The organism is Streptomyces malaysiensis subsp. malaysiensis, from assembly GCF_040653035.1.
Lineage (GTDB): Bacteria > Actinomycetota > Actinomycetes > Streptomycetales > Streptomycetaceae > Streptomyces > Streptomyces malaysiensis.
In genome coordinates, this window is record NZ_JBEZNG010000018.1 from 148,874 (window position 1) to 168,569 (window position 19,696).

Here is a 19,696-nt window from a genome sequence, read left to right on the forward strand (position 1 = left end):
GCGGCTGTTACGTTCACGGGGTGAGCGACAAAGAGCTGGGTCTCTTCCTGCGCAGCCGCCGCGAGGCCGTCGCCCCCGCCGACGTGGGCCTGCCCACCGGGCCGCGCCGCCGCACGCCGGGGCTTCGCCGGGCCGAGCTGGCCACGCTCGCCGGGGTCAGCGTGGAGTATGTGACCCGGCTGGAGCAGGGGCGCGACCGCCGGCCGTCCGCGCCCGTGCTCTCCGCCCTCGCCGACGCGCTGGGGCTGACCGCGAGCGAGCGGGTCCATCTGCACCGGCTCTCCAAAGGGGCCGAGGGCGGGTTCACCTGCCGGGGCGGGGCGGTGCCCGGTCGCGCGGTGCGGCCCACCGTGCGGGCGCTGCTGGACCGTCTCGAGCCCGCCCCGGCCGTGCTGCTCAACGGGCTGGGCGAGCTCCTGGTCTGGACGGAGGCGTACGAGCGACTCACCAGGCCGCTGGGGCTCCTCGACGCGCACGGGGCGGACGAGGGGCCGCCCAGCCTCGTCCGCTACATCTTCACCGACGCGCGGGCACGTACCGCCTACCCCGACTGGGACCGGGTCGCCGATGACCAGGTGGCCGCGCTCAAGCAGGGGCCGTTCCGCGCGGACCCCCATATCGCGGCGGTCGCCGACGAGCTGACCGTGACCGCCGGCCCGGACTTCACCGAACGGGTGACGACCCTGCCCGGTCTGCCGAGGGCGAACGGCGTCCTGCGTCTCATCCACCCCGAGGAGGGGGAACTCCGCCTGGCGTACGAGACGCTGGAGCTGCCCGCCGACGACGATCAGCGCCTGGTGGTGCACATCCCCGCGCGCCTCCGCCGCCGCCCTGGACCGGCTGACGGGCCGCCGCTCCGGGGCGCTGCGCGCGGTGTCCGGCTGAGACCGCCGGGGCCCGCGCACTCTTCGAGATCGGCTCGCTCGGCGTGCCCCGGGGGGGCAGCGGCTCGGGGGCGCGGCCACGGTCAGTCAACAGCTACCACCACTCCTGGGCTTGGGGCCGACCCCGAGCCCAGGAGCCGTGGTCTATCGGGATGCGTCGCCGGGGTAGGCGGCGGTCGCACGGATCTCGACGAGGAGTCCCGGGCTGGCGAGACCGCTCACCCCGATGATCGTCCAGGTCGGGTAGGGCGCTTGGACGAGGCGCTGTTTGGCCTCGACGAAGCCGGGCAGGTGCTGGCGGATGTCGACGTGGTAGCTGGTGACGTCGACGAGGGCGGACAGGTCGAGGTTCTCCAGCCGAAGGATCTCCTCGATCTTCCGGATGGCGATCTCGGTCTGCTCCTCGATGGTGTCCGGGATGGTTCCGTCGGCGCGGCGCCCGATCGTTCCGGCGATGAACAGGAGTCCCTGCGCGCGGACCGCGGCGGAATAGCCGAAGCTCGCGAAGGCGCTGGTGGTTTGCCCGAAGACTGCGTTGCCCTCGGGGATCTCGACGGTGTGGACGGTCATTGCGGTGCTTCCCTTTTCTTCGTTGAGGGGGTTCTTTGTTGCGGGGGTCGTGTTTCTTCGTCGAGGGGGTCGTGGAGCCCGTGGGCTCAGTTGCCCCAGCGGGACGAACGGCAGGCGTGCTCCATCCGGGTCCGGCCGAAGGTCTCGCGTTCACGGAGGAATTCACCGGGAAGCGCGTACCGGGGTGCGTTCTTCGGGTTTTTCGCGGCTTGCGCGACGATCGCGTCGGTGAGTGAGCGGATCATTTCCAGCCGTGGGTAGGCGGCGTGGACGGCATCGGCCTGCTCGTCGGTGACGGCATCGACGTGGTTGGCTCCGAGCGCGCCGCCGAAGTCGAGCGCGACGCCTTCGCGCACGAGCACGCACAGCGTGCCGCGGCGTTCCGCGATGCCCGGGGAGGTGTGCAAGGCGATGGCCTGCCAGACCTCGTCGGCGGCCGCCGCGGGCACTCCGCGGTCGACGAGGAATGCGGCTGCCCGGTCGGCGCCTTCGACCTCGAACCGCTGACTGTGCGGGCCGTCCGATGCCACGCCCAGGTCGTGCATCGCGCACGCGGCGAACAGCAGGTCGTCGTGGTAGTCGTGGCCGACGACCAAGCCGAGCCGGTCGGCCACCAGCCGGGCGAACAGATAGCTGCGGACGCTGTGGTTGAACACGGACGGCGTTTCCACCGGTCGGATGAGGTTCACGACGGCGTCGGCAAGCGGTGTGCCGGGCAGCGTGATCAGGTCGGCGGTCGCCTCGCGAGTAGGTCCGGTCATGTTTTGAGTCTGACCGCGACCGCCCTGACCAGGCGAGAGGCAAAATTTCCTCGCTTCGATAGAATCTTGCCATGGTGCATCGAATAGCGGTACTGGCGCTGGACGGGGTCACCCCGCTCGACCTGGCGATCCCGACACAGATCTTCACTGCCCGGCCGGAGACTCCGTATGAGATGACCCTGTGTGCGCTCGACTCGCAGGTGGCCACCACCGCGGGTTTCGCCCTGGTCGCCGCTGGGGGCCTGGAGCAGGTGCGCGCCGCCGACACGGTGATCGTGCCGGGATACGAGCCGCTCCTGCGGCCGCCGGAGGCCGCGCTCGGCGTGCTGGCCGAGGCCCGTGATCAAGGCCGGCGGGTGGTGTCGATCTGCACGGGCACCTTCGCGCTGGCCGCGGCGGGCGTGCTGGACGGGCTGCACGCCACGACCCACTGGAAGCACATCGATGCCCTCGAGCGGGACTTCCCCGCCGTCAAGGTCGACCGCGACGTGCTCTACGTCGACGAGGGAGACGTGCTCACGTCGGCCGGGGTGTGCTGCGGCATCGACCTGTGTCTGCACCTCGTCCGCCGCGACCTGGGGGCGGTGGTGGCCAACCAGATCGCTCGCGGCCTGGTGGCCGCCCCGCACCGCGACGGCGGGCAGGCCCAGTACGTACCGGCTCCGGTCGCGGCGGCCGGCGAGGCGTCGCTCTCCGATACCCGGGGATGGGCCCTGCGCCGGCTCGACGAGCCCCTCACGCTGCGCGTGCTCGCCCGGCACGCGGGCGTCTCGCAGCGCACCTTCATGCGCCGCTTCACCGAGGAGACGGGCACGACCCCGTTGCAGTGGTTGCTCAACGCCCGTCTCGGCAAGGCCCGGGAACTGCTGGAGACCACGGACCACTCGGTGGATCGGGTGGCGCGGGACTGCGGGCTGGGCACACCCGCCAACCTGCGGCTGCACTTCCGGCGGGCGCTGGGCACCACCCCCACCGCCTACCGGCGCACCTTTACGCGATGACGACGGCCGGAACATCCACGCTTGGGTCCCCCCGCGTAGGGCGAGTGCTCACCGCGCACATGCCGATGTCTCGGGCGCCACGCGCGGAAACGGCAGTCAATCAGGCCATCGTCTTATCGTGCTGTCGTCGCACCATCTCGGTGATCCAGATGGGCGCGAACGGAGAGGGATTCAGCCTACGGCGGACGTCGGCCTCCCGGCCTGGGCGCCGGCCCTACGGCATGGGCTTGAGCGGCTTGGTCGGCCGACGCATCGCCGGGGAGGCCATGGAGCCCCGCCCGGCGGCCACGGGCCGGTCAGGAGGGGACGGCGGGCCCGGTCTGCTCCAGCCGCGAGCGCAGGGTGGCGGCGAACTCCTCGGCGCGGGCCAGCTGACGGTGCAGCTCCTCGATCTTCCGGGCGGCGACGAGGCCGGGGCCGACGTGGCGGGCGGCGACTGCGGTGAGCGTCGGGGGCGGGCCGGTACGGCGGGCGAGTTTATGGGACCCGGTACGGTGCCCAGCCGTTTCCCGGCCGTCCGGCCGTCAGCCAGCCGTTCGGCGATCAGCTACACCGCATTCGCCGTCCGCACGCCGCCGCTGCCGCTCCGCCACCGGTCGGCGCGCCGCTCAGGACGGCGTTTCGCCTGCCCGCCACTCCGGTGCGAGTACCGCCCAGATCTCCATGTCGTGCCGGCTGCCACGGTGCACATAGCTCTGCCGCAGTACCGCCTCCCTCTTCATCCCCAGCCGCCGGGCCACGGCGATGCTGGCCTCGTTCTCCGCTTTCGCCCACCACTCCACGCGATGGATGCCCCGCTCCACCACGGCCCAGTCGATGATCACGCGCGCGGCCCGGGTCACCAGCCCCTTGCCCACCGCCGACGGCTCCAGCCAGCAACCCGCCTCCGCGGTGCCCTGGTTGATGTCCATCGTGCGGAAGAGGACTCCGCCGACCAGCTTGCCGTCCGCCCAGATGCCGTAGATCCGCCCGGCGTCGGCCGCCGCCTTGTCCGCGTACCCCTGGAGGAACTTGCGGGCCGACTCCAGGTCGGCGACGGCGTCCGCCAGCGCGATGTACCGCCCGATGAACTCCCGTCCCCGGTCCATATGGGCGAGGAACTCCTCGGCCTGCCACGGCTCCAGCGGGCGCAGCTCCGCGCCGTCCTCACCCAGGGGTATCGCGTACATCGTCACCTTCCACGGTTTCCACGGTCCGATCCAGCGCGCACTTACGCCGGGATCCTCTCACCGAGGGAGCCGTCCGCGCGTTCCCTTTTGTACCTACTAGTATGTAAGATCCAGGTCATGGACACCCGGGAACGACTCATCGCAAGCACCCGTGAACTGCTGTGGGAGCGCGGCTATGTGGGCACGAGCCCGAAGGCGATCCAGGAGCGATCCGGGGCGGGCCAGGGAAGCATGTACCACCACTTCCGCGGCAAGCCCGATCTGGCGCTCGCCGCGATCGGCCGCAGCGCCGAGGAGTTGAAGGGCAGGGCGGAGGCCGAGTTCGGCGGACCCGGCACGGTGGTCGAGCGGATCACCGCCTATCTGCGGCGGGAACGGGACGCCCTGAAGGGCTGTCCGGTCGGCCGCCTCACCCAGGACCCCGATGTGATGGCGGACCCGGACCTGCGCCGACCGGTGGAGGAGACCTTCGCCTGGCTCACCGACCGGCTGGCCGGGCTGCTCGCGGAGGGCCGGGCGAACGGTGAGCTCGACGCCGGGCTCGACCCGGTGGCCACGGCCACCGCGCTGGTCGCGGTGTTGCAGGGCGGCTATGTGCTGGCCCGCGCCGCCGACTCGGCCGAGGTGTACACCCGGGCCATGGACGGAGCGCTCGGCCTGCTCACCGCGCACGTCCGCTGACCTTCCACCGGACTTCCGCCGGACTTCCGTCGGCCTTCCGCCTGTCTTCCGCCTGTCTTCCGCCGACCGACTCGCCCGAAAGAGAGTCCCGACATGCCCTTCGTGCGCATCGACGCGCTACGGGCCCGTACGTCGACGGATGACCGAGTCGCTCCCTGGCTTATTGGCTGAGCCAATAAGCCACCAGGCCACTAGGCAACCCAGCCCCCCACATGGCGAGAATCCGTTGACATCTGTCGTTCCAGCCCCTGGGTGATCTTCTCTCGGCTCTCTAGCGTGAGGCGGGCACCACCCGGCCCACGCTCGAAAGGAGACACCGGTGCCTGCCACATCCGACAGGCGGCCGGACGCCACCCGATGACCAAGATCCTGCTCTCCCTGCACGTCCTGGCCGCCATCGTCGCGATCGGTCCCGTCACCGTAGCGGCCAGTATGTTCCCGCCCGCGGCGCGCAAAGCACACGCCCCCGCCGAGGGCGAGGCGGACCTGGGCACGGTCCGGCTGCTGCACCGCATCTGCCGCATCTACGCCAAGATGGGCCTGGCCGTGCCCGTCTTCGGCTTCGCCACTGCCGCCGCGATGGGTGTTCTCAGCAGCGGCTGGCTCACCGCCTCCATCGCCCTGACAGCCGCGGCCGCGGGCATCCTGGTGGCTTTCGTCCTGCCCCGCCAGGACGAACTCATCGACGCTCTCGGTACACACAAGGCCCTGGAGCGGTCCGACACCGTCCAACTGGCCATGTTCACGGGCGTGTTCAATCTGCTGTGGGCCACGGTCACCATTCTCATGATCGTCCGCCCGGGCTCGACAACAGGAGCCTGACCCCGCCACGCCACGGAAGCCGACCCCGGCCGAGGGTGGCCCCGTCGCAGCCCGTCGCGGCGCGGGATAATGATCGGGAGTGCCGGGGCCAGGAATCGGAAGGCGGTGCGGTGAATGCACGGTGAGTACAAGGTGCCGGGCGGCAAGCTGGTCGTCGTGGATCTGGATGTCCACGACGGCACGCTGCGCGAGGTGCGGGTCGCGGGCGACTTCTTCCTGGAACCGGACGAGGCACTGCACACGATCGACCGGGCCCTGGAGGGCGCCCCCGCCGACGCGGACGCGCAGGCGCTGGCCGCGCGCATCGACGCGGCGCTGCCCACCGGCACCGTGATGTTCGGCTTCTCCGCCGAGGCCGTGGGCATCGCGGTGCGACGGGCGCTGGCCCATGCCACCGACTGGACGGACTACGACTGGCAGCTGATCCACGAGGGGCCGCAGGACCCGGCGCTGCACATGGCCCTGGACGAGGTGCTGACCGACGAGGTCGCCGCCGGGCGGCGGCCGCCCACGCTGCGGGTGTGGGAGTGGGATCGTCCGGCCGTCATCATCGGCAGTTTCCAGTCGCTGCGCAACGAGGTCGACCCGGCGGGCGCCGAGCGGCACGGGGTGACCGTCGTCCGGCGGATCAGCGGCGGCGGGGCGATGTTCGTCGAACCGGGCAACACCATCACCTACTCGCTGTACGTACCCGACTCGCTCGTCTCCGGCCTCTCCTTCGCCGACAGCTACGCCTATCTGGACGACTGGGTGCTGGGCGCACTGGGCGAGATGGGGGTCAAGGCGTGGTACCAGCCGCTGAACGACATCGCGACGGAGGCCGGGAAGGTCGGCGGGGCCGCGCAGAAGCGGATCGCGGCGCACGGCGGCGCAGTACTGCACCACGTGACCATGTCGTACGACATCGACGCCGCCAAGATGCTCGAGGTGCTGCGCATCGGGCGGGAGAAGCTGTCCGGCAAGGGCATCGCCAGCGCCGACAAGCGGGTGGACCCGCTGCGTCGCCAGACCGGGCTGCCGCGCCACGCCGTCATCGAGCGCATGGTGGCCTCGTTCCGCGGCCGGTACGGGCTCACGGACGGCAAGGTGACGGACGAGGAGTCGGCGGCGGCACGGCGGCTGGCGGCGGAGAAGTTCGGTTCACCGGAGTGGACATCTCGGGTGCCGTGAGCCGGGCCGTGGCGAGGTATCGCCCCGTCCGGGGTCGCGGCACGTTTCCGCTGAGATGGTGGCAGGGGCGTGCCCTGGGGTCAGTTGCTGTAGACCCGCTCGGGGTGGACGAAGACCGCGGCACGGCCCTGCTCGACCATCACACGGTCGTAGGCGGCCCAGTCGTCATGAGTGCCGCCCGCGGCAGTGAAGATCTCGCGCAGCAGCAGACGCAGTCGCTCCTGGTCGACCCCTGGGAACGGGTCGTCGGGCCCAGCGATCTCGGTGCGGCCCTCGACGGCGGCCCAGTTCCATCCGGCGCGGAAGACCACGGTGGCGCGCGGCCGTGCCCGTAGGTGGGCGAGTTTGGCGCGGCCGTAGGTGACGAAGGCGACCACCGGCTCACCGGACACCGGATGGCCGACGATCCCGGCGTTGACCACTGATGCCTGGACCGAGCTGTCGGCGCGCGTCGTCGACACGACCGCCAAGTGGTGGTCGGCCGCGGCGATGCGGTCCACTTCCTGAAGATCCGTCATCGAGTGCCTTTCTGGGCGGACCGGTCCCCCCACCATGGCATCCCCGGGGCGTGGGCGCACCCTGCTCGCGTCCATGCCGGTCAATCCCGGGTCGGGGGTGGGGTGTAGCGGGCTCCACCGTCGAAGGGGCGGCCCGCTCTCCCGCGCCTGCCCGGACGGTCTTCTAGCCTCGTCGGCATGGGTAGGACGATGCGCCACTCGGCGCGGGCCACTGCCGTGCTGACGTCGGCGCTCGCCTTGGCGCTCGGCGCGTATCTGCGTCACCGGCGGCCCGGCCCGATGGACACGGCCGTGTACATGGACAGGGGCACAGCCACGGCCACGGCCACGGATATGGATATGGACACGGACACCGCGCGGCTGGCCGAGCGGGTGGCGGAGCTGGCGGAGACCCGGGCGGGCGCCGTCGCGGCACACGGCGCCGAACTCCGCCGTATCGAGCGGGAGTTGCACGATGGCACCCAGGCCCGGCTGGTCTCCCTGTCCCTGCGGATCGGGCTGGCGAAGCGGGCGTACGACCGGGATCCGACAACCGCGCGCGGGATGCTGGACGACGCACAGGACCTGGCCGAAGAGGCGCTGACCGAGCTGCGCCACGTGGTGCGCGGCATGCACCCGCCGGTCCTCACCGACCGTGGCCTGGCCGGTGCGGTACGGGCACTCGCCGCGAGCAGCGAGCTCGATGTCACCGTGCGGGTGGACGGTCTTGCGGAGGGGGTACGAGCACCGATGGCGGTCGAGGCGGCCGCGTACTACGTCGTGGCGGAGGCGCTGACGAACGCGGCCGGGCACAGCGGCTCCGACCGGGCCGAGGTCCGGCTGGCCCGCACACCGAGCGGATTGTGGGTCTCGGTGCGTGACGAGGGACGGGGGGCGGGCGGCGCCGAGGCCGCCACCGGCGTGTCCGGCGCCCACGTATCCGGCGCCGGGGAGACGGGTGGCTCCGACCCTGGCCCGCAGCTCGGCTTCGAGCCCGGCTCCGGCACCGGCCCCGGCCCTGGCTCCGGACTCCTCGGGATACGCCGCCGCGTCGCCGCGCTCGATGGAACGGTGACGGTGACCAGCCCGCGTGGCGGCCCGACGGTCGTCGTGGTGGAGCTGCCCTGCCGTTGGCGATAGCCCGGCAGCCCGCGTGGCCACCGCCGCTACGGCTGGCCGGACGCCTCGAGCAGGTCGCGCAGCTGGGAGCGGGCGGTGACACCGAGTTTGGGGAAGCTGCGGTAGAGGTGCGAGCCGACGGTGCGCGGGGAGAGGAAGAGCCGTTCGCCGATCTCGCGGTTGCTCAGGCCCTGCGCGGCCAGCCGGATGATGTGCTGCTGCTGCGGGGACAGCGAGGTGAGGGCATCGGGCGTGGCGGGGGCGGATTCGACGCCGGCGGCACGCAGTTCGGCCTGGGTACGGTCGATCCACGAGCGGGCGCCGAGGCGGCGGAAGGTCTCCAGCGCGGTGTTCAGCTGGTGGCGGGCCTCGGTGACGCGGTGGCGGCGGCGCAGCCATTCGGCGTGGTCCAGCAGGATCTGCGCCCGCTCGAAGGGCCATTGGCGCCCCTCGGGCTCGGCGAGGGCCGCGGTGAAGTGTGGCTCGGCCCCTGACGGTTCGAGCAGCGCACGGGCGCGGTGGATCAGGATGCGCATCCGGGGCGAGGGGTCCTCGGCGAGCCGGTCGGCGGTGCGCTCCACGATGGCGGCGGCCTCGGCGCCGTTGCCGGTGCGGACGGCCGCGGCGGCCAGTTCGGCGAGCCCGGCGTAGGAGCACGCGTAGTGGACCGGGTCGCCGTCGGCGGTGAACAGCAGCCGGAACTGCTCGTACGCGCCGACATGGTCGCCGTCGGCCACCGCGGCCATGCCCAGCGCCCACCGGGCCCGGACGGCGACCGCGCGGCTGCGGTGCGGATCGACGAGGGACAGCGCGGCCGAGCCCGCGGTGCGGGCCGCATCGGTCCGTCCGGCCAGTGCGAGGGCCGCGGCCTCCAGCGACCGCGCGGCGGCGTCGAGGTGCGGCAGCCCGGCACCCGCGGAGCTGGTGTTCACGGCGGCGGTACGGGCCTGCGCCCACAGCCCGTGATCCAGGTACGCCCACCCGGCCGAGCAGCCGAGACCGATGGGCAGGGTGCCGCCGAGCCGCCAGCGGTGGAGGGCGTCGTCGAAGATCCGTACCGCGAGCGCGGTCTCGTCGAGCAGCCAGGCCATGGCGCCGAGCGAGATGAGCCGGGCGGGGTCGCCGTCCGCCCGCTCGACCAGCGCCGGGATCGCCGCCACCCGCTCGGAGCGGTGTGCGGTGGGATCGGTCACCGAGAGCGTCCAGGGGTCGTCCTGTGCCCGCGCCCGTACGGCGAGGCGGTACTCCTCGTCGCCCGCGTAGAAGCCCGCGACCGACGCCGAGGCGACCGCGGCCCGGCGCAGCCTGGGGTCCTCGGCCGCCCGCAGCAGCAGGGACATCGCGGTGTCGTGCTCGGTGCTCAGTGTGAGCACCTGGCCCACCCGCAGCGATGCCTCGGCCGACAGCGCCGGGTCGTCGGTGAGCGCGGCGGCCCGCGCGGCCAGCCGGCGCACCCAGTGCGGCTGTCCGGTGGACACCGCGGCACCCGCCGCGGCCACCAGGCGGCGGGCGCGGTCGTGCCGCTCGGGGCTCAGCTCGGCGGCGCGTTCCAGCGCGGTGGTGGCGGCGGTGTATCCGCCGCGCTCCCGGGCCCTGGCCGCCGATGCCTCCAGGGCCACGGCGATCTCCTCGTCAGGACCCTCCGCGGCGGCGGCCAGATGCCAGGCGCGGCGGTCGGGTTCGGCGCTGAGCAGCGCGGCGAGGTCGCGGTGGGCCTGACGGCGGGCGGCCAGCGGTACGGAGTGGTAGATCGCGGACCTGATCAGCGGATGGCGGAAGCGGGCCCGCGAGCCGTCGCGTCCGCCGCCGGTGATCCGCAGCAGCCCGGCGGCCTCGGCGGGGGCCAGCGCCTCGATCCGGCCCGCCACCGCCCGGTCGTCCGCGGCGGCCAGGAGCAGTGCCCGCCGGGTGGGCTCGGGCAGGGCTTCGAGGTCGGCGGCGAAGACCCGCATCAGACGGTCGGTGGGCGGCAGGAGTTCCGCGTCGGCGGAGTCGGCCGAGTCCGCGTCGCAGGCGCCGTTCGCCCGGGCCAGTTCGATCAGCGCCAGCGGATTTCCGGCGGCCTGGTCGAGGATGCGGAGCCGGCGGCTGCCGGTGGGCGGATACGGCTGCCGGTCCAGCAGGAGGCCCGCGGCGGTCGCGTCCAGCGGAGCGAGCGTGAGCAGGGGAAAGCCGGAGAACGGCGTCGTGGCCCCGCCCCGGATGCCCTCGCGTGCGTCCCGGGTTCCGGCCAGCACGGCGAGGGGCTCGTCGCCGATGCGCCGGGCGGCGAAGGCGAGCAGCTCCAGCGATCCGGCGTCGATCCACTGGAGGTCGTCGGCGACCACCAGGACGGGCGACTGCCGGGCGAGGTCCGACAACAGGGTGAGCAGCGCGACCCCGAGCAGCAGCCGGTCGGGCGGGCCACCGTGGCGGCCGCCTTCGCGCCCGGTGCCCTCGGAGCCGGTGTCGCCGCGGCCAGGATCCCCGAAGCCGGAGCCCTCGAAGCCGCCATCCGCCAGGCCGACGGCCCCCAGCAGCGCCGACCGCTGCCGCCCCGGGAGCCGGGTGGTCTCCCCCAGCACCGGCCGCAGCAGCTGGTGCAGCCCCGCGAACGTCAGGTTGGCCTCGCTCTCGCTGCCCGTCATCCGCAGCACCCGGCCCCGGTGACGATCCGCCGCGAGGCCCAGCAGGGTGCTCTTGCCCGCACCCGGTTCACCCGTGAGGACCAGCACACCGCTGGTCAGATCGAGTACGGCCGCGCTCTCGCTTTCCCGCCCGACCATGGTCATCCCTCGACTCTAGCCCGTGGTTGCAGTCATATGACCGATACCGCCGACGCCCGCCGACGAGCAGGCTGGAGTCATGGACACCATCACGCTTGGAAACGTCGAGATCACCCGCGTGGTAGAGGTGACCCCGAGGGGTCTGGCACGCGACTTCATCTTTCCCGACGTGGCCACGGAGCACTGGCGCGCGCACGAGAGCTGGCTGGTCCCCCAATTCCTGGATCCGGCCGCCGATGAGATCAACACGATGATCCAGACCTGGCTGGTCCGCAGCGAGGGCCGGACGATCCTGATCGACACCGGCGTCGGCAACGGCCGGGAGCGGCCGCATATGCCGCACTTCCACCACCTCCACACGAACTACCTGGGGGAACTGGCCGCGGCCGGGGTCCGCCCGGAGGATGTGGACCTGGTGATCTGCACCCATGTGCACGGGGACCACGTCGGATGGAACACCTCCTGGCAGGACGGTGAGTGGCGGCCGACCTTCCCCAACGCGGAGTACGTCATCCCCCGCATCGACTTCGACTACTGGAACCCGGAGAACGGGCACCGGACCCGCTCCGGCCTCCGCATGATGAATGTGTTCGAGGACAGTGTCACCCCCGTCCACCAGGCCGGGCAGACCGTGCTGTGGGAGGGCGGCCACTACGACATCGACGGCGGGCTGCGCATCGAGCCCGCCCCCGGCCACACGCCCGGCTCCTCGGTGGTGCGGCTGCGGTCCGGTACGGATCGGGCGATCTTCGCGGGCGATGTGCTGCACAGCCCGCTTCAGATCGTCGAGCCGGACGACTGCCCCTGTTTCGACGAGGACGAGCCCAGGGCCCGGGTCAGCCGACGCCGGGTGCTGGCGCAGGCCGCGGACCAGGGCGCGCTGCTGTTCCCCGCGCACTTCCCCGGCCCCGGCGCGGCCGAAGTGCGGCGTGATGGCGAGCGGTTCGCGGTGAAGGAGTGGGCGGCATGGCGATGAGTGTGTTCCGGAACATCCCGTACGCGGCCGCGCCGACCGGCGCCGCGCGGTTCGCCGCGCCGACCCCCGTACACGGTGCGCCCGGCGCCGATGGGCCGGGGCCCACCGCTCCGGCGCCCGAGCGGCCGTTCGCGGTGGATCTGAGCCCGGCGATCGGTCAGGGCTGGGTGCGCGGCGATGACTATCTGACGCTCAACGTCTGGACACCGCGGACCGACGGAAACGCCCCGGTGATGGTCTTCGTGCACGGCGGCGGTTTCCTCTCCGGCACCGGCCAGGCGCCGCTGTACGACGGAGCCCCCTTCACCCGCGACGGCGTGGTCCTGGTCACCCTCAACTACCGTCTGGGCGCGCCAGGTTGGCTCGATCTGCCGGGCGCCCCGCGCAACCGCGGGCTGCTGGACGTGCTCACGGCGCTGCGGTGGGTGCGCGAGCACATCGCGGACTACGGCGGGGACGCCGACCGGGTCACGGTGTTCGGACAGTCGGCGGGCGGGATGATCGTCAGCGCGCTGCTGGTGACGCCCGAGGCCGCCGGGCTGTTCCGGCAGGCGATCAGCCAGAGTGGTGGGCTCTACGCCCTGACCGGCGCGGAGGCGGCGGAGACGACCCGGGCCCTGGCCGACCGGCTGGGCGTACCGGCCACGGTCGAGGCGTTCGCCACCATCCCCGACGAGCGCCTGGTGTCGGAGCTCGCGGGGCTGCCCCAGGCGGGGCGGCGGCTGTCGCCGCTCGGCGTGGTGCTCGACACGCTCGACGACACGCCACCGCCGCATCCGGTGGAACTGGTGGCGGGCACGAACACCCAGGAGTCACGGCTCTACCAGCGGCCGGAATACAGCGCGGCCATCGACGCGATGTTCCGCGACGCCCGGGAGCGGCTGGTGTCCCGCTACGACAAGGCGTTCACCTACGACTTCGACTGGCGGGGCGGGCCGTTCGGCGCGTGTCACACCGCCGAGCTGCCGTTCGTCTTCGACAACACCGCTCTGCCCGCGCTCCGTTCGGCGAACGGACTGCTCGGACCGGACATCCCGCCGTCGCTGGCCACGGAGATGCACGGTGCGTGGGTGCGCTTCGCCACCACCGGGGATCCCGGCTGGTCGGGAACACACCGGTTCCACTGAGCGCTTGAGCGCTCCCCCCGGAAGCGCGCCGAACTGCCCGCCTTCCGCCGAGCTGCCGAGGTCCCATGGGGTGTGGCGGGGCGGCCGGGGCGGTCGCGGCCGGTCCCGCCTCGCCCCGGACCGGCCGCGGGTTCACCATGGGCGGTACTCCTGGCCGCCGTGGGGTGGGGCCGGGCGGCTCTCCCGGGCCCGAACAGGATCGTCCGGCGGCCGGCTCGGCCAGACCGGACGAGGCGGTGGCGGCGGCCGACGGCGGCTGTCCGCCTGCTTCTCGTTCCACTCCCCCTCGCCCAGCACCAGCAGCGGATCGAACATGATGATGGTCCCCGCGATCACGAGGAAGACCACCGGACCGATCAGCAGGGGGAGGATGAGCGATACCGGCGCCTTGCCACCCACGGAGGCGCTGAGCACATCGTCCAGCCGCACTCTGACCGCTGCCATGCCCGTGTAGTGCATCCCGGTCGCCGCGACCCCCATCACCATGCTCGACCCCAGGCTGGCGCGGAAGCCGTGGATGGTGACGGCGGCCCAGAGCGCGGCGGTTCCGGCCACGACCGCGATCAGGACGGAGAGCAGGACGGTCGGCACGGAGTACTCCAGATGCCCCTGCATACGCATCGCGGACATCCCGATGTAGTGCATGCCCGCGACGCCGAGCCCGGTGAACACACCGGCCGGGAGCAGCACCGCTCGGGAGGTGCCCCGGTAGCCGACCATGAAGACGCCGATGCCGACGACGACGATCGCCACCGCGAGGCTGAGCAGGGTGATCGGTATGTCGAAGCTGATCGGGGTCTCCTTCACATGGAACCCCATCATGGCGATGAAGTGCATCGTCCAGATGCCCGAGCCGATCGACGCGGATCCGAGCGCGAGCCAGCCCGGCTTCCAGGAGGGCCGGTTGCGCACCGACCGGGCGGTGCAGCGTAAGCCGAGGGCCGCCCCGAGACAGGCCATGAGGTAGGCCGCCACCGGAGTGGCGGCCCCGTAGCTGAACCCGTCGACCGTGCCGTACATGTATGCCACATCCTTCTCGCCGCGGGAATCCTGTGCAGAAATGTTGAACGTGCGGCGAGAGTAGAGCGCGGTCGAGCACGCCACCCACACATTTGGTCACGCATCGATAAAGGTGTCTCACCTGGCGTGACGGGATATCACGCCATTCACCCCATGCCCCTTTTCTCTTGATCACGAGGCGGGCGGTGTCATGCCGGGGGCATGTGCCGGACAGGAGGCGACACGGGGGCGGCCCGGGAGCCATCCGTGGCACCCGCGCCATCCGCGCCGCCCCGGAGCTTCTAGGTCGCGGACGAGTCCTCCGGATGTCTTACGGCCTTCTTCACCGCCCGCTCCACCTCGAATCTGCTCAACCCGGCCGACGTGGCGTGTTCGGTGATCGCCGCCTGCACCCGCTCCGCCGCCACGCGCCACCGCTCCCACTGGGCCCGGCGCTCCTCGCCGTCCAGCCCGGACACCCGCTGATGTTCGGCATCAGCGGACTTTTGCAGGTCAATCAGCTCATCGGTCACCAGATCAGACATGCGAGCGATTCTAAGGAAACCGTGTGAAGAAGAGCGGAGGCGCCGCGGGAGTTTCCACGCGGCCTCCGGCGTACGGATCCGACCGGGCGATTCGCGGACGTCTTCCGGTCGGTTTCCGGATGGACCGATCAAAAGACTCCTGCGCTCGTGCGCAGGGGCGGATGATGAGAGGGGCACAGCACCGGGGGACGGGGGGACGTTTCATGCACGGCACGGATCTCGCGGCGTTGCGCGACCGAGCGGAACGGGCCGCGACCGACGCGCTGGCATGGATCGTCCCTCCCCCGTCGAACGACCCCGCGGCCAAGGGCCCGCCCGACGGCACTGAATCGCGGAGCTCGTCCCACGGTCCGGGGGCCGAGCGAGCGCCCGACGACCCGGCGGCCAAGGGCTCCCCCGACGCCACTCGCCCGTCCGACGGCGCCAACCCCGCGGCGCTCGACCGCTTCATCACCGAACTGGCCGAGCTGGAGACCGCGTTGGCGGCGGCCGTGCCGGACGAGGACGCGCTGCTGTGCACCGTACGGGCCCGGCTCGGCGGCCTGTACGCCGACCGCTACCGGCGCCATCCCACGGACGACGACCGGAGTCGGGGCCTGCGGGTGCTGCGGGCGGCGCGCGCCCCTGAGGTGCTCGACCCGAGGGACAAGCGGGTCTCGGCCCTGCACCTGGTGCCGTTGCTGCTGACACCCAGCATGGTCGCCGGATGGGACGGCACGCTGTCCCGCCTCCTGGAGTCGTTCGCCCTGGGGCGCCAGGTGGTGGTGGGCGACTCCGAGCTCAGCGCCGATCTGGCCGAGCTGCGCGGTCTGGTGGCCGAGGTGGCGCCGACCCTGCCCGAGGCCGTCGCCGAACCCCTGTTGTGGGCGGCCGAGGCGCTGGAGCGGGTGCCCGCCGCCGCGCGCTCCGGGGACTTCGAGCAGATGGCCGACCTGGCCGCGCAGCTGGCCCAGCGGATGCCTGGCCACGGCTCCGAGCTGGTGCGGGCCCTGAGCGGGATGGCCGCCGAGTTCGCCACGGCCGGGGCGGCCGGAGGCGGCGATGCGACCGATCCGCTGGAGGAGCTCACGGAGGAGGAGGCCGCCCTCACCTTCGCGCAGGCCGCGCTCATGCTGGAGATCGAGGTGCCCGGCACCATCCGGGCGGAGGATTTGACCACCCTGGTCGACGAGGTGAGCAAGGGACCGGCGGGCGAAGAGGCGGAGACCGCGATGCGGGCCGCGATGAGCCGTATGGCGCACGGTGTGCGCACGGGTGACGCCGATCGGCTGGCCGAGGCGGCCGAGTTGATCGGGGCGGCGGCCGGGAAGGGGTCCGGCCGGGTGGGCTGGATGGCCGGGCTCATCTCGCCGGGGCTGCTGGCCGCGGCCAACACCCTCGGCGGCAACCTCACCGACCGCGACCAGGCACGGGCCCGTCTCGACGCGCTCTTCGGCCCCGCCTCCGCGGTGTTCGACTCGGCACACGCCACCGGGCCCGGCGCCGAGGGGCTGCGGATCTGCAACCGGTGCATGCACCTTCAGCTGCGCATCACCGAAGCCCTCGCGGAGGAGGACACCGACAAGCTCGAGGATCTGCTGGACGAGCTGCTCGACCTGCTGGAGGAGACCGAAGACTGCGAATGGCAGTTCCTGGTCCTCTTCCTGCTCGGCCAGGCCCAGTTGAGCCTGGCCACGCTGGACGGCGGGGTCACCGCACTGCGTACGGCCGTCGCCTATTTGGAGGAGGCGGCGGGGCATCCGAAGGTCCCCACGTTCGCGCGGCCGCTGATGGACGCGTGCTGGGCGCCCGCGCTGGCCCTCTCCTCCCTGATCGAACCGGATCCCGGGCGGGTCTCCGAGGCCGTGACCCGGGCCCGCGGGGCGCTGGACGGCCCCGCCTCGACGCCCGACCAGCATGTGCGCGTCCGGCAGGCCGTCGTGTACGCGCTGCTGGCCATCCACCGCTCGACCGACGACCCGTCCGTGCTGGAGGAGGCGGTCGGCGAACTGGAGCGGGCCCGCCGCGACCTCACCGAGCGCACCAGCCCGGACATCCGGCAGAAGGTGCTCTGGGAGCTGGCCGAGGCGTACCGGCTGCGCGGCGACCGGGGGCGTGACGACATCGATGCCGCCCTCTCGACGGCACAGGAGTCGCTGCGGGTGCTGGCCGAGGACGTACTGCTGCAACTCGGCGCCGAGCACGGCCTCGAAGTGGCCAGGGCGGGCGCCAGCCGCGGGCTGCTCGCCGCCCACTGGGCCGCGGTGGACGGCCGGATCGAGGAGGCCGTGGAGTCGCTGGAGAACGGGCGGGGCCTGGTGCTGCGGGCCGCGGCCGCGGCCGCCGGGGTCCCCGAGCAGCTGGCCGCCCGGGGCGAGGCGGAGCTGGCCGAGCGGTGGCGTACCGCCGTACGGGACCTTCCGCCCCGGGCCGCGCCGACCGGCGGCGGACTCGCACCCGGCGTCGGTGGCGGCACTCCGGAGGAGGTCCGGACCGCGCTCGCGCGGGTCCTGCCGGCCGAACTCGACCCCGGTCTCGCCATCCCCAGCACCCTGCGCCGCCGTGCGCTGGAGGCGCTGCGGCGGCCGGACGGCGGCTCCGAGGCGCTGCGCGGGCTGCTCGGCGCGCCCGGTATCGCTCAGTTGCGGGAGGGGCTGTGCGCCACCGGCGCCGACGCCCTGGTGTATCTGGTGCCCGGGCAGGGCACCGCCGACGGCGTGGCCGTCCTGGTGGGGAGCGCCGGTGACCCGGCGGCGCTGCCGCTGCCGGGGCTCGGCGCGCTCGGCCGGGAGCCGCTGGAGCGCTATCTGGACGCGGGCGCCCGGCGGTCCGCCGGGTCCGAGCGGGGCATGGACGCCTACGCCGAGGCCCATCGCCACTGGGAGGCGGCGCTGGAGGGGCTGTGCGACTGGGCGGGCCCGGCGGTCCTCGCGCCCGTACTGGACGCGCTGGGCGCCCGGGCGGAGGGCGGGCGCGGGGCACACGACGCGCCGGTCCGGCTGGTCCTCGTGCCGTGCGGCAACCTCGGTGCCGTTCCCTGGCACGCCGCCCGGCTCCCCGGGGCACGGTCCGGTGCGCCGCGCCCGTACGCGTACGCCTGCGAAGCCGCGGTCATCTCGTACGCCGCGTCCGGGGGTGAGTTCCTGCGGGCCGCCCGGCGCGGCCGGATGCCCGCGGGCGAGCGCGCGGTGCTGGTGGCCGACCCCAGCGGGGATCTGACGTGGGCGCAGGACGAGGTGACGGCCCTTCGTACCGCGTACTACACCGGGGCCCTGCTCTACGGCTGGCACGAGGACGCGCCCGAGAGCGCGCTGGGCACCCCCGAGGACGTGCTCTCCCACCTCCCCGGAGGCCCGGCGGTGCCCGCCGCCTCACTGCTGCATCTGGTGGTGCACGGCCTGGCCGGGCTGCGGCCGACCGATTCGGCCCTCCACCTGGCCGGCCCGGAGGACCCCGCGGACGCCCCGGACCTCGCGGACACCCCGGATCCGGGCAGGCTGACGGTGACGCGCATTCTCGACGTGCCCGCCGCGGAGCGGGCCGCCGCCGGGCCGCTGATCGTGCTCAGCGCCTGCGAGACGGACCTCAGCAGCCGCGACCACGACGAGGCGCTGACCCCGACCACCGCGCTGCTGGCGCGTGGCGCCACGGATGTGGTCGGCTCGCGGTGGAAGGTCTCGGACAGCGCGTCCGCAGCGCTGATGGTGGTCTTCCACCACCAGCTGACCGTCGCCGGGCTGGCCCCGCCGGACGCCCTGCGCGCCGCCCAGCTGTGGATGCTGGACCCCGACCGCCGTCCCGTCCCCGGGCTGACCGGGCTGCTGCTGGCCGAGACGCAGGGCGACGCGGGGGGCCTGGCCCGGGTCGTCTCCTGGGCCGGATTCATCCACCAGGGCAGCCCCGCTCCCCACGCATCCGCGGAAGGACGACAGCCATGACCACCGACGATCTCCTGGAGCTGCTGCGCCGGCATCTGCCGGAGATCCGCGCGTCGCTCACCGCCGCGCAGTTCAGCGGGTTCCAGGACGGCGTGCTGCGGCTGCGGGCCGCCGGAGACGACACCAGGGCCGTGCGCGGTGCGCTGCGGGAGGTGCGGCTGGCGCTGCTGCCCCTCCCCCGCGAGATGGAACTGCGCAGAAAGCTGGACCAGTTCAGGTCCGGCGGCGCCGCCCCTTCAGCGGTGCTGCCGGACGCCGACCGGCTGGCCGAGCTGATCCGGCTGCTGGAGTCCGTGGACTGGCCCGCGCTGGACCCCGTGAGCGCCGAGATCGCCCGGGCCGTACAGCAGCGGCTGCTGACCGCCCCCGCTCGGGGCCCTGAGCGGCTCACCGGCGCCGCCGCCGAGGATCCCGCCGGGGCCGGGCTGATCCGTCTGTCCGACCCCGAGCGCGGCGACCGCTACCCGGACTTCCAGTTCGACCCGGACACCGGTGAGCCACGGCCGGTGGTGCAGCGGATCAACCGGATGCTGCTGTCGGACCAGGACCCCTGGGGCGCCGCGGACTGGTGGCTCGGCGGCAACACCTGGCTGCGCGACGCACCGGCCGCCCTAGTGGGGCGGGTGCCGGACGCGCGGCTGACCGAGGCCGCCGCCGCGCTGATGGGAGAGGGCGGATGGTGAGGCAGGCGCC

At 73.0% G+C, this 19,696-nt stretch carries 15 protein-coding genes and 2 pseudogenes; 10 read left to right on the forward strand and 7 right to left on the reverse strand.

Annotated elements, in window-relative coordinates; translation table 11 throughout:
• Nucleotides 1–20: 20 nt before the first annotated feature.
• Nucleotides 21–885, forward strand: a pseudogene (locus tag AB0E24_RS30380) (helix-turn-helix domain-containing protein).
• Between the two features lie 143 nt (nt 886–1,028).
• Here the strand turns inward: AB0E24_RS30380 and AB0E24_RS30385 are convergent.
• Nucleotides 1,029–1,454, reverse strand: a complete 426-nt coding sequence (locus tag AB0E24_RS30385; RefSeq protein ID WP_079256361.1) for a RidA family protein — start codon at nt 1,452–1,454, stop codon at nt 1,029–1,031.
• Nucleotides 1,455–1,540: 86 nt separating this feature from the next.
• Nucleotides 1,541–2,215, reverse strand: a complete 675-nt coding sequence (locus tag AB0E24_RS30390) for an HD domain-containing protein (protein WP_099012575.1) — start codon at nt 2,213–2,215, stop codon at nt 1,541–1,543.
• 71 nt (nt 2,216–2,286) lie between these two features.
• Here AB0E24_RS30390 and AB0E24_RS30395 point away from each other — a divergent pair, with 71 nt between their 5' ends.
• Nucleotides 2,287–3,216, forward strand: coding sequence for a GlxA family transcriptional regulator (locus AB0E24_RS30395; protein ID WP_069867655.1), 930 nt, complete (start codon nt 2,287–2,289; stop codon nt 3,214–3,216).
• A gap of 608 nt (nt 3,217–3,824) precedes the next feature.
• On the opposite strand, the gene AB0E24_RS30400 is transcribed toward AB0E24_RS30395, so the two are convergent.
• The gene (locus AB0E24_RS30400) at nt 3,825–4,385 is read right to left on the reverse strand and encodes a GNAT family N-acetyltransferase (protein ID WP_359381756.1); all 561 of its coding nucleotides are present in this window, start codon (nt 4,383–4,385) and stop codon (nt 3,825–3,827) included.
• A 117-nt stretch (nt 4,386–4,502) separates the two neighbouring features.
• Between AB0E24_RS30400 and AB0E24_RS30405 the strand changes: the two genes are divergently transcribed.
• The 3 genes from AB0E24_RS30405 to lplAB all read left to right on the forward strand — a co-directional run bounded on the left by AB0E24_RS30405 (nt 4,503) and on the right by lplAB (nt 7,058).
• Nucleotides 4,503–5,066, forward strand: a complete 564-nt coding sequence (locus tag AB0E24_RS30405; protein ID WP_079256365.1) for a TetR/AcrR family transcriptional regulator — start codon at nt 4,503–4,505, stop codon at nt 5,064–5,066.
• A 357-nt stretch (nt 5,067–5,423) separates the two neighbouring features.
• The gene (locus tag AB0E24_RS30410; RefSeq protein WP_079256366.1) at nt 5,424–5,888 is read left to right on the forward strand and encodes a DUF2269 family protein; all 465 of its coding nucleotides are present in this window, start codon (nt 5,424–5,426) and stop codon (nt 5,886–5,888) included.
• Between the two features lie 114 nt (nt 5,889–6,002).
• Complete coding sequence (lplAB, locus tag AB0E24_RS30415; RefSeq protein ID WP_099012578.1) at nt 6,003–7,058, forward strand: lipoate-protein ligase LplAB; 1,056 nt, start codon at nt 6,003–6,005, stop codon at nt 7,056–7,058.
• A gap of 80 nt (nt 7,059–7,138) precedes the next feature.
• On the opposite strand, the gene AB0E24_RS30420 is transcribed toward lplAB, so the two are convergent.
• Nucleotides 7,139–7,576, reverse strand: coding sequence for a TIGR03618 family F420-dependent PPOX class oxidoreductase (locus tag AB0E24_RS30420; protein WP_069867650.1), 438 nt, complete (start codon nt 7,574–7,576; stop codon nt 7,139–7,141).
• Nucleotides 7,577–7,930: 354 nt separating this feature from the next.
• Here AB0E24_RS30420 and AB0E24_RS30425 point away from each other — a divergent pair.
• Nucleotides 7,931–8,695: pseudogene (locus AB0E24_RS30425) on the forward strand (sensor histidine kinase); the annotation flags it as partial.
• A 26-nt stretch (nt 8,696–8,721) separates the two neighbouring features.
• Here the strand turns inward: AB0E24_RS30425 and AB0E24_RS30430 are convergent.
• A complete protein-coding gene (locus AB0E24_RS30430) occupies nt 8,722–11,445 on the reverse strand; it encodes a helix-turn-helix transcriptional regulator (protein ID WP_359381760.1) in 2,724 nt (907 codons plus the stop codon).
• Nucleotides 11,446–11,518: 73 nt separating this feature from the next.
• On the opposite strand from AB0E24_RS30430, the gene AB0E24_RS30435 reads away from it, so the two are divergent.
• Both AB0E24_RS30435 and AB0E24_RS30440 read left to right on the forward strand, forming a co-directional pair.
• Complete coding sequence (locus AB0E24_RS30435; RefSeq protein WP_232636631.1) at nt 11,519–12,415, forward strand: MBL fold metallo-hydrolase; 897 nt, start codon at nt 11,519–11,521, stop codon at nt 12,413–12,415.
• Nucleotides 12,406–13,542: a carboxylesterase family protein gene (locus tag AB0E24_RS30440; protein ID WP_283887842.1), complete on the forward strand. Its 1,137-nt coding sequence runs from the start codon at nt 12,406–12,408 to the stop codon at nt 13,540–13,542. The genes AB0E24_RS30435 and AB0E24_RS30440 overlap by 10 nt, the downstream gene beginning before the upstream one ends.
• 132 nt (nt 13,543–13,674) lie before the next feature.
• Here AB0E24_RS30440 and AB0E24_RS30445 read toward each other — a convergent pair whose 3' ends face one another.
• Both AB0E24_RS30445 and AB0E24_RS30450 read right to left on the reverse strand, forming a co-directional pair.
• A complete protein-coding gene (locus AB0E24_RS30445) occupies nt 13,675–14,562 on the reverse strand; it encodes an MHYT domain-containing protein (protein WP_232636633.1) in 888 nt (295 codons plus the stop codon).
• Between the two features lie 281 nt (nt 14,563–14,843).
• The gene (locus tag AB0E24_RS30450; protein ID WP_079153244.1) at nt 14,844–15,086 is read right to left on the reverse strand and encodes a hypothetical protein; all 243 of its coding nucleotides are present in this window, start codon (nt 15,084–15,086) and stop codon (nt 14,844–14,846) included.
• Nucleotides 15,087–15,289: 203 nt separating this feature from the next.
• On the opposite strand from AB0E24_RS30450, the gene AB0E24_RS30455 reads away from it, so the two are divergent.
• Both AB0E24_RS30455 and AB0E24_RS30460 read left to right on the forward strand, forming a co-directional pair.
• Nucleotides 15,290–19,003 (forward strand): CHAT domain-containing protein, encoded by a 3,714-nt coding sequence (locus AB0E24_RS30455; RefSeq protein WP_359381766.1) that lies wholly within the window; start codon nt 15,290–15,292, stop codon nt 19,001–19,003.
• Complete coding sequence (locus tag AB0E24_RS30460; protein WP_093700671.1) at nt 19,000–19,686, forward strand: hypothetical protein; 687 nt, start codon at nt 19,000–19,002, stop codon at nt 19,684–19,686. Before AB0E24_RS30455 ends, AB0E24_RS30460 begins: the two co-directional genes overlap by 4 nt.
• The last annotated feature ends 10 nt before the right edge of the window (nt 19,687–19,696 follow it).